Annotated in this window: 9 protein-coding genes; 8 read left to right on the forward strand and 1 reads right to left on the reverse strand. The window is 76.2% G+C overall.

Annotation, left to right across the window (positions count from 1 at the left end):
- The 4 genes from cobG to cobJ all read left to right on the forward strand — a co-directional run.
- Window positions 1-1,377 (forward strand): precorrin-3B synthase (cobG, locus tag MFF54_RS17420; protein WP_238304079.1); only part of this gene is annotated, 1,377 nt, incomplete at its 5' end.
- Window positions 1,374-2,006 carry a precorrin-8X methylmutase gene (locus MFF54_RS17425; protein WP_238304080.1) on the forward strand — a complete coding sequence of 211 codons (633 nt, stop codon included), beginning with the start codon at window positions 1,374-1,376 and terminating at the stop codon, window positions 2,004-2,006. The genes cobG and MFF54_RS17425, both read left to right, overlap by 4 nt.
- Entirely contained in the window at window positions 2,006-2,791 is a 786-nt protein-coding gene (locus tag MFF54_RS17430) for a precorrin-2 C(20)-methyltransferase (protein ID WP_283206291.1), read from the forward strand. Before MFF54_RS17425 ends, MFF54_RS17430 begins: the two co-directional genes overlap by 1 nt.
- Window positions 2,788-3,546 (forward strand): precorrin-3B C(17)-methyltransferase, encoded by a 759-nt coding sequence (cobJ, locus tag MFF54_RS17435; protein WP_238304081.1) that lies wholly within the window; start codon window positions 2,788-2,790, stop codon window positions 3,544-3,546. Before MFF54_RS17430 ends, cobJ begins: the two co-directional genes overlap by 4 nt.
- A gap of 218 nt (window positions 3,547-3,764) precedes the next feature.
- Here the strand turns inward: cobJ and MFF54_RS17440 are convergent, their stop codons facing one another.
- Window positions 3,765-4,496, reverse strand: a complete 732-nt coding sequence (locus tag MFF54_RS17440) for a cobalt-precorrin-6A reductase (protein WP_238304082.1) — start codon at window positions 4,494-4,496, stop codon at window positions 3,765-3,767.
- Here MFF54_RS17440 and cbiE point away from each other — a divergent pair.
- The 4 genes from cbiE to MFF54_RS17460 all read left to right on the forward strand — a co-directional run.
- Window positions 4,495-5,733: a precorrin-6y C5,15-methyltransferase (decarboxylating) subunit CbiE gene (gene cbiE / locus MFF54_RS17445; protein WP_238304083.1), complete on the forward strand. Its 1,239-nt coding sequence runs from the start codon at window positions 4,495-4,497 to the stop codon at window positions 5,731-5,733. The two genes, MFF54_RS17440 and cbiE, sit on opposite strands and share 2 nt — an antisense overlap.
- A complete protein-coding gene (locus MFF54_RS17450) occupies window positions 5,718-6,119 on the forward strand; it encodes a cobalamin biosynthesis protein (protein ID WP_238304086.1) in 402 nt (133 codons plus the stop codon). The genes cbiE and MFF54_RS17450 overlap by 16 nt, the downstream gene beginning before the upstream one ends.
- A gap of 8 nt (window positions 6,120-6,127) precedes the next feature.
- The gene (gene cobM, locus MFF54_RS17455) at window positions 6,128-6,910 is read left to right on the forward strand and encodes a precorrin-4 C(11)-methyltransferase (RefSeq protein ID WP_238304084.1); all 783 of its coding nucleotides are present in this window, start codon (window positions 6,128-6,130) and stop codon (window positions 6,908-6,910) included.
- A 5-nt stretch (window positions 6,911-6,915) separates the two neighbouring features.
- Window positions 6,916-7,505, forward strand: a 590-nt coding sequence (locus MFF54_RS17460; protein WP_238304087.1) for a cobyrinic acid a,c-diamide synthase CobB, incomplete at its 3' end; no start/stop codon positions are given.

Here is a 7,505-nt window from a genome sequence, read left to right on the forward strand (position 1 = left end):
GCGCCGAGCCGGCGCGGCTGGTGCCCTGGCCTCGACCGGCCGATGCCGACCGGCGACGGGCTCTTGGCCCGCATCCATCCACCGCTCGGCATCCTCTCGCTGGCGCAGCTGTGCGCCGTGGCCGAGGCCGCACGGCTCCACGGCAACGGGCATGTCGACATCACCGCCCGGGCGAACCTCCAGGTCCGCGGCGTGACGGAGGCGACGCGGGGCCCGCTCGCCGCCGCGCTCACGCAAGCGGGGCTCGGCGACCGGCGCCACGACGGCGGGCCGCAGCGGCTCACCCTGACGAGCCCCCTCTGCGGCCTCGACCCGGAGGCGCTGATCGACGGGCTGGCGCTCGCCGCGCGGATCGAGGCGCTGGGCCACTCGGTCGCGCCGCTGCCGGCCAAGACGCTCGTCGTCGTCGAGGCCGGCGGGCGCTGCACCCTGCCGGACGCGGAGGCCGACATCCATGTGCGGGCGGTGGCGACAGGCCTCACGGAGATCGCCCTCGCCACGGGCGCGGCGCCGTGCCCGCTCGGCGTCTGGCTGGAGGGGGAGGTGCCGGAGGTGGTCGCGGCCCTGCTGGCGGCTTTTGCCATGACGGGCGCGCGGCGGGTGCGGGATCTGTCGGACGCCGAGCGCGCCGCCCTCCCTCCCCCCTCTGCGGGGGAGGGTACCCTGCGAAGCAGGGGGGGCCGGGACGAAGTCCCGCAAGAGGGGAGCGACGGCGCAAGATCGGGCTCAGCCCTGCATGAAGGCCTCGCCTCTTCCGGACGCCGGGCTCCTCTCTCTGCGGGACTTCGTCCCGACCGACCCTCGCCGACGCGAGGGCCACCCTCCCCCGCAGAGGGGGGAGGGAAAGCTGGGGTGATCGCCGTCGACGCCCCCTTCGGCCGCGTCACCGCCGACGCGCTCCTGCGCCTCGCCGCCGTCGCGGAGGAGGCCGGCGCCCCGGACATCCGCCTCAGCCCGAGCCGCGGCGTGGTCCTGGCCGTCGATCCGCTCCGGGCGGCCGGGGCGCTGGCCCGGCTGGCCGCCGACTTCATCACCGCTCCGGACGATCCGCGCCGGGCAGTCGCCGCCTGCCCCGGCGCCCCGGCCTGCGCCTCCGGCTCGACGCCGACCCACGCGGACGCCGCCCGCCTCGCCGAGGCGTTCCGGCCCTTCGCGGCGCGGGGGCTGACCGCCCACGTCTCGGGCTGCGCAAAGGGCTGCGCCGAGCCGCGCCGCCGCGATCTCACCCTGGTCGGGAGCGGCGGCCGCTACGGCGTCGTGCCGAACGGCGCGCCCGGCGACGCGCCCGCCGAATGGCTGACTATCGAGGCGGCTCTGGACCGCGTAAGAGGGGCGCAAACGGCCAACCTCGAAGACCTGTTCAGGACCAAACCATGAGCGCGCGCCTCGACTACCTGCGCGACGGGAGCGCGATCTACGCCCGATCCTTCGCGATGATCCGTGCCGAGTCGGATCTCGCCCGCTGGTCGGGCACGGCCGAGCGGGTCGTCGTGCGGATGATCCACGCCTGCGGCATGACCGACCTGCCCCGCGACGTGGAGATGTCGGATGGTTTCGCAGCCGCCGGCGAGGCCGCGCTCAAGGCCGGCGCGCCGATCCTCTGCGACGTCCGCATGGTGGCCGACGGCGTCACCCGCTCGCGCCTGCCGGCGAACAATGCCGTGATCTGCACCCTCGGCGACCCGCGCGTGCCCGGCCTCGCCGCCCAGATGGGCAACACACGCTCGGCCGCCGCGATGGAGCTGTGGCGCGAGCACCTGCCGGGCAGCGTGGTCGCGGTCGGCAACGCCCCGACCGCCCTGTTCCGCCTGCTCGAACTGCTCGACGAGGGCGTCGGCGCGCCGGCCGCCGTGATCGGCATCCCGGTCGGCTTCGTCGGCGCGGCGGAGTCGAAGGAGGCGCTCGCCCGCGACGGCCGGGTGCCGTTCTGCGTCGTGCACGGGCGCCGGGGCGGCAGCGCCATGACGGCGGCGGCCGTCAACGCGCTGGCCTGCGAGGTCGAGTGATGGAGTCCGGCGGCATCGATCCGGCGATCCTGGAGCGCGCCGACGCGCCCGCTTCCGTCGCCACCGGCACGCTCTACGGCGTCGGCATGGGGCCGGGCGACCCGGAGTACCTCACCCTGCGGGCCCTGCGGGTGCTGGAGCGGGCGCCGGTGCTCGTCCATTTCTGCAAGCGGGGGAAGCGCGGCAACGCCCGGACCATCGCGGACGCGGTGGTGCGCGACCCCGCCCGGGAGATGCCGCTCGCCTACCCCTACACGACCGAATTGCATCCCGAGCACCCGGACTACGTGTCGGCGCTCGCCGGGTTCTACGACGACGCGGCCGCCCAGCTCGCCGACCATCTGGGTGCCGGCCGCGACGTGGCGATCCTGTCGGAGGGCGATCCCTTCTTCTACGGCTCGTTCATGCATCTCTGGCGCCGCCTGAAGGACCGCTTCCCGGTCGAGGTGGTGCCCGGCGTCACCGGCATGTCGGGCTGCTGGACGCGGGCCGGCACGCCGATCACCTGGGGCGACGACGTGCTCACCGTCCTGCCCGCCACCCTCTCGGCGGAGGTGCTGGCCGAGCGCCTGCGCGGCACGGACGCGGCCGTGGTGATGAAGCTCGGCCGCCACCTGCCGAAGGTGCGGGCGGCGCTCGCCGCGGCGGGCCTGCTCGCCCGCGCGGTCTATGTCGAGCGCGGCACCATGGCGGGCGAGCGCGTGGTGCCGCTCGCCGAGAAGGCCGACGACGACGCGCCCTACTTCTCGATGGTGCTGGTGCCCGGCGAGGGCCGGCGCCCGTGAGCGGCAGCCTCGCCGTCATCGGCCTCGGTCCGGGCGACCCGTCGCTGCTGACCGAATCGGCCCGCCGCGCCCTCGACCGGGCCGAGGACCTGATCGGCTACATCCCCTACGTGGCGCGCGTGCCCGAGCGGCCGGGCCTCGTGCGACACGCCAGCGACAACCGCGTCGAGGTGGACCGCGCCCGCCACGCGCTCGAACTCGCCGCCTCGGGGCGCCGCGTCGCCGTGGTCTCGGGCGGCGATCCCGGCGTCTTCGCCATGGCGGCGGCCGTGTTCGAGGCGCTCGAGCAGGGCGACCCGGCCTGGCGCGACCTCGCAATCACGGTCGAGCCCGGCATCACCGCGATGCTGGCGGCCGCCGCCCGCCTCGGCGCCCCGCTCGGCGGCGATTTCTGCGCGCTTTCGCTCTCCGACAACCTGAAGCCCTGGGACGTCATCACCGCGCGGCTGGAGATGGTGCTGCGCGCCGACCTCGTGGTGGCGCTCTACAACCCGATCTCGCGTGCCAGACCCTGGCAGCTCGGCGCGGCGCTGGAGATCGCCGCGGAGATCCGGGCCGCCGACACGCCGGTGGTGTTCGCCCGCGCGGTGACCCGGCCCGACGAGGCCCTGCGGGTGATGACCTTGGCCGAGGCCCGCGAGGCGCCGGCCGACATGGCGACGCTGGTGATCATCGGCGCCTCGGCGACGCGGCTGATCCCGCGGGCGGAGGGGCTGCCCTTCGTCTACACGCCGCGCAGCGTCGCGGCGCGATGAGGATGCGACGCGATCTCCCTCCCCCCTCTGCGGGGGAGGGTAGCCCCTGCGTCAGCAGGGGTCGGGTGAGGGGGACCCAGCGAACGGAAGAGGCTCCCCCCATCATGCAGGCCGAGTCTCTGCCTGAGGCTGGGGTCCCCTCTTGCGGGACTTCGTCCCGCCCCGCCCTGCTTCGCAGGGTACCCTCCCCCGCGGAGGGGGGAGGAAGAGCGGCGCGCTCAACCCGCCAGCCAGCGCAGCGCGCCGGCCGCGTCGTCCACGCAGGCCACCGCAGGCTTCTCGGGCCGGCGCACCATGATCACCGGCAGCCCGAGCGCGCGGGCCGCCTCGATCTTGCCGTAGGTCGCGGGACCGCCCGCGTTCTTGCTCACCAGTACCTCCACCCCCTGCCCCCGCATGAAATCCGCTTCTGCCGCCGCACCGAAGGGCCCGCGAGCGCGGATCTCCGTGAGGCGCGGCACCGGCAGCGCCCCGTCGAGCGGCTCGATCGTGCGGACCAGGTAGGCGTGCTGCGGCGCGCGGGCGAAGGCGCCGGCCTCGTTGCGGCCGACCGTCACGAACACCGTGCGGGGCGCCGCGCCGATGGCGTCGGCAGCCTCCGGCACGCTCGCGACCGCGCGCCAATCGTCTCCGGGCTGCCGCGCCCAGGCCGGACGCCGCACGGCGAGGAGCGGCACACCGGCGGCCTCGGCCGCGAGGGCCGCGTTGCGGCTGATCCGGGCCGCGAACGGGTGCGTGGCATCGATCAGCCGCTCGACCCGCTCGTCCCGCAGATAGGCCGCCAGACCCTCCGGCCCGCCGAAGCCGCCGATTCGCGTCGGCAGCGGCAGGGGCTTCGGGTCGGCGGTGCGGCCGGCGAGCGAGAGCGTGCAGGCGAGGTCGCTGCGGGGGGCAAGCGCCCGGGCGAGCGCGCTCGCCTCGCCCGTGCCGCCCAGGATGAGGATGCGCATGGAAGCCTTCTCGCCCGCGCCTGAGGCGCCGTCGAGCCCCTGGCTCGCCATCGTCGGCATCGGCGAGGACGGCCGCGCGGGGCTCAGCCCCGCCGCCGCCGCCGCGCTCGACGCCGCCGAGGTGGTCTGGGGCGGGCGGCGACACCTCGCGCTCGCCGCCCCGCTCCGGGCGGAGGCCCGCGCCTGGCCGAGCCCGATCGACGCGGCCTATCCGGACATCCTCGCCCGGCGCGGGCGCCCGACCTGCATCCTGGCGACCGGCGACCCGTTTCACTACGGCATCGGCGCCGAGATCGCCCGTCTGGTGCCGCCGGAGGAATTCCGCGCCTACCCGCAGCCCTCGGCCTTCAGCCTCGCCTGCGCCCGGCTCGGCTGGTCGCTGCCGGACTGCGCCTGCCTGACGCTGCACGGCCGGGCGCTGCCGCTGATCCTGCCCCACCTGCAGCCCGGCGCGCGGCTCCTCGTCCTGTCCTGGGACGGCAGTACGCCGGGTCGTGTCGCCGCGCTGCTCACCGAGCGCGGGTTCGGCCGCTCGCGGCTCACCGTGCTGGAGGCGATGGGCGGCCCGCGCGAGCGGGTGCGCAGCGCTCCGGCGGCGGGGTTCGACCTCCCGGAGATCGACCCGCTCAACACCCTGGCGGTGGCGGTCGAGGCCGATCCCGGCGCGCGGGTCCTCGCGCTCAGCCCCGGCCTGCCCGACGCGCTCTTCGCGAACGACGGCCAGCTGACGAAATCCGAGATCCGCGCCGTCACCCTCGCGGCGCTCGCTCCCCACCGGGGCGCCCTGCTCTGGGACGTCGGCGGGGGCGCCGGATCCGTCGCGATCGAGTGGATGCTGCGCCATCCGGCGATGCGGGCGGTGGCCGTCGAGGCGCGGACCGAGCGCGCCGCGCGCATCCGGCGCAACGCCACGAGCCTTGGCGTGCCGGGGCTCGACGTGGTCGAGGGGGCGGCCCCGGACGCGCTGCTGGTCCTGCCCCCGCCGGATGCGGTCTTCATCGGCGGCGGCGTCTCCGATCCGGGCGTGATCGCGGCCGCCTGCGCGGCTTTGCGGCCGGGCGGGCGCTGCGTCGCCAACGCGGTCACGCTGGAGGGCGAGGCGGCCCTGCTGGCGGCGTTCCGCGCGCGCGGTGGGGCGCTGCGCCGCCTCGCGGTCTCGCGGGCTGATCCGGTCGGCGGGATGCACGGCTGGCGCGCCGCCATGCCGGTGACCCAGTGGATCTGGACGTGTCCGTGATCGCGGGCGTGGGGTTCCGGAGCGGCACGGGCGCCGACGAGATCGCCGGGCTGGTTCGCCGGGCGTTGACCAAGGCCGGGCTGGAGCCGGGTGCGCTCGCCGGCATCGCCACGGCCGCCGACCGCGCCGACGCTCCCGCCCTCCGCGGCGCCGCCGCAGGCTTCGGCCTCGTACCGCTCGGGATTGATCCCGAGCTCCTGGCGGCGGCGGATGCGCGCGTGCTCACCCGCTCGGAGCGTGTCGCGGCCCTGCGTGGCGTCGGCTCGCTCGCCGAAGCCGCGGCGCTGGCGGCGGCGGGACCGGATGCCACGCTCGCCCTCCCCCGCATCGCCAGTCCCGGCGCCACCTGCGCGCTCGCCGTGGCGGGATCCACGGCGCGCCTGTAAGAGACCGCATGACCGTCCACTTCATCGGCGCCGGGCCGGGCGCGGCCGACCTGATCACCGTGCGGGGCCGCGACCGCATCGCCGCCTGCCCGGTCTGCCTCTACGCGGGCTCGCTGGTCGCGCCCGAGATCCTGGGCTGGTGCCCGCCGGGCGCCCGCATCGTCGACACCGCCCCCCTCGACCTCGACGCGATCGTGGCCGAGATCGAGGCCGCTGAGGCCCGCGGCCAGGACGTCGCGCGGCTGCACTCGGGCGACCTCGCGATCTGGAGCGCGCTGGCCGAGCAGATGCGCCGGCTCGACCGGCTCGGCATCCCCTACACGGTGACGCCGGGCGTGCCGGCCTTCTCTGCCGCCGCCGCGGCGCTGCGGCGCGAGCTCACCGTGCCGGGCCTCGCCCAGTCGGTGGTGCTGACCCGCTCCTCGGGCCGCGCCAGCGCGATGCCCGAGCGCGAGCGGCTCGCCGCCTTCGCGGCGACCGGCGCGACGCTCGCCCTCCACCTGTCGATCCACGTGGTGGAGAAGCTCGTTGCCGAGGTGACGCCGTTCTACGGGGCCGACTGCCCGGCCGCGATCGTCTACCGCGCCTCCTGGCCGGACGAGCGGGTGCTCACCGGCACACTCGCCACCATCGCGGGCCAGGCGGCCGAGGCCGGGCTGGAGCGGCAGGCGCTGATCCTCATCGGCCCCGCCATCGACCCGCGCGAGTTCCGCGAGAGCGCCCTCTACGCCCCCGATTACGACCGCCGCTTCAGGCCGGGCGGCGCGGTCGCGGCCGAGGGCGCGCGATGAGCGTTCTGACGGGCGTTCCCGGCCTCCTCGTCGCCGCGCCGCGCTCCAGCTCCGGCAAGACCACCGTTGCGCTGGCGCTGATGCGGGCGCTCGCCCGGCGCGGCCTGCAGGTCCGCGGCGCCAAATGCGGGCCGGACTATATCGACCCGGCCTTCCACCGGGCAGCGACCGGGCATCCGAGCTTCAACCTCGACAGTTTCGCCATGAGCCCCGCGCTCCTCGACGCGGTGGCGGGCCACGCGGCCGCGGGCGCCGACCTCGTGGTGGCGGAGGGCTCGATGGGCCTGTTCGACGGGGTGCGGGCCGCACCGACCCGGACGGGGGCGAACGCCGACATCGCGGCGCGGTACGGCTGGCCGGTCCTGCTCGTGCTCGACGTCTCGGGCGCGGCGCAATCCGCCGCGGCGGTGGCGCTCGGCTGCTCGGCCTACGACCCAAACATCCGCATCAGCGGTGTGGTGCTGAACAAGGTGGCGAGCCCGCGCCACCGCCGCCTCGTGGAGGCCGGGCTGGAGCGGGTCGGGATCCCGGTGCTCGGCGCGCTCGCTCGCGACGCGGGCCTCGTCCTGCCCGAGCGCCATCTCGGCCTCGTCCA

Source organism: Methylobacterium gregans (assembly GCF_022179245.1).
Classification (GTDB): domain Bacteria; phylum Pseudomonadota; class Alphaproteobacteria; order Rhizobiales; family Beijerinckiaceae; genus Methylobacterium; species Methylobacterium gregans.

What these genes read in the sequence shown, in the direction of transcription:
- cobM (WP_238304084.1), top strand. Translation starts at nt 6,128, where the DNA reads ATGACCGTCCACTTCATCGGCGCCGGGCCGGGCGCGGCCGACCTGATC.
- cbiE (WP_238304083.1), top strand. Translation starts at nt 4,495, where the DNA reads ATGGAAGCCTTCTCGCCCGCGCCTGAGGCGCCGTCGAGCCCCTGGCTC.
- MFF54_RS17425 (WP_238304080.1), top strand. Translation starts at nt 1,374, where the DNA reads ATGAGCGCGCGCCTCGACTACCTGCGCGACGGGAGCGCGATCTACGCC.
- MFF54_RS17430 (WP_283206291.1), top strand. Translation starts at nt 2,006, where the DNA reads ATGGAGTCCGGCGGCATCGATCCGGCGATCCTGGAGCGCGCCGACGCG.
- MFF54_RS17440 (WP_238304082.1), bottom strand. Translation starts at nt 4,496, where the DNA reads ATGCGCATCCTCATCCTGGGCGGCACGGGCGAGGCGAGCGCGCTCGCC.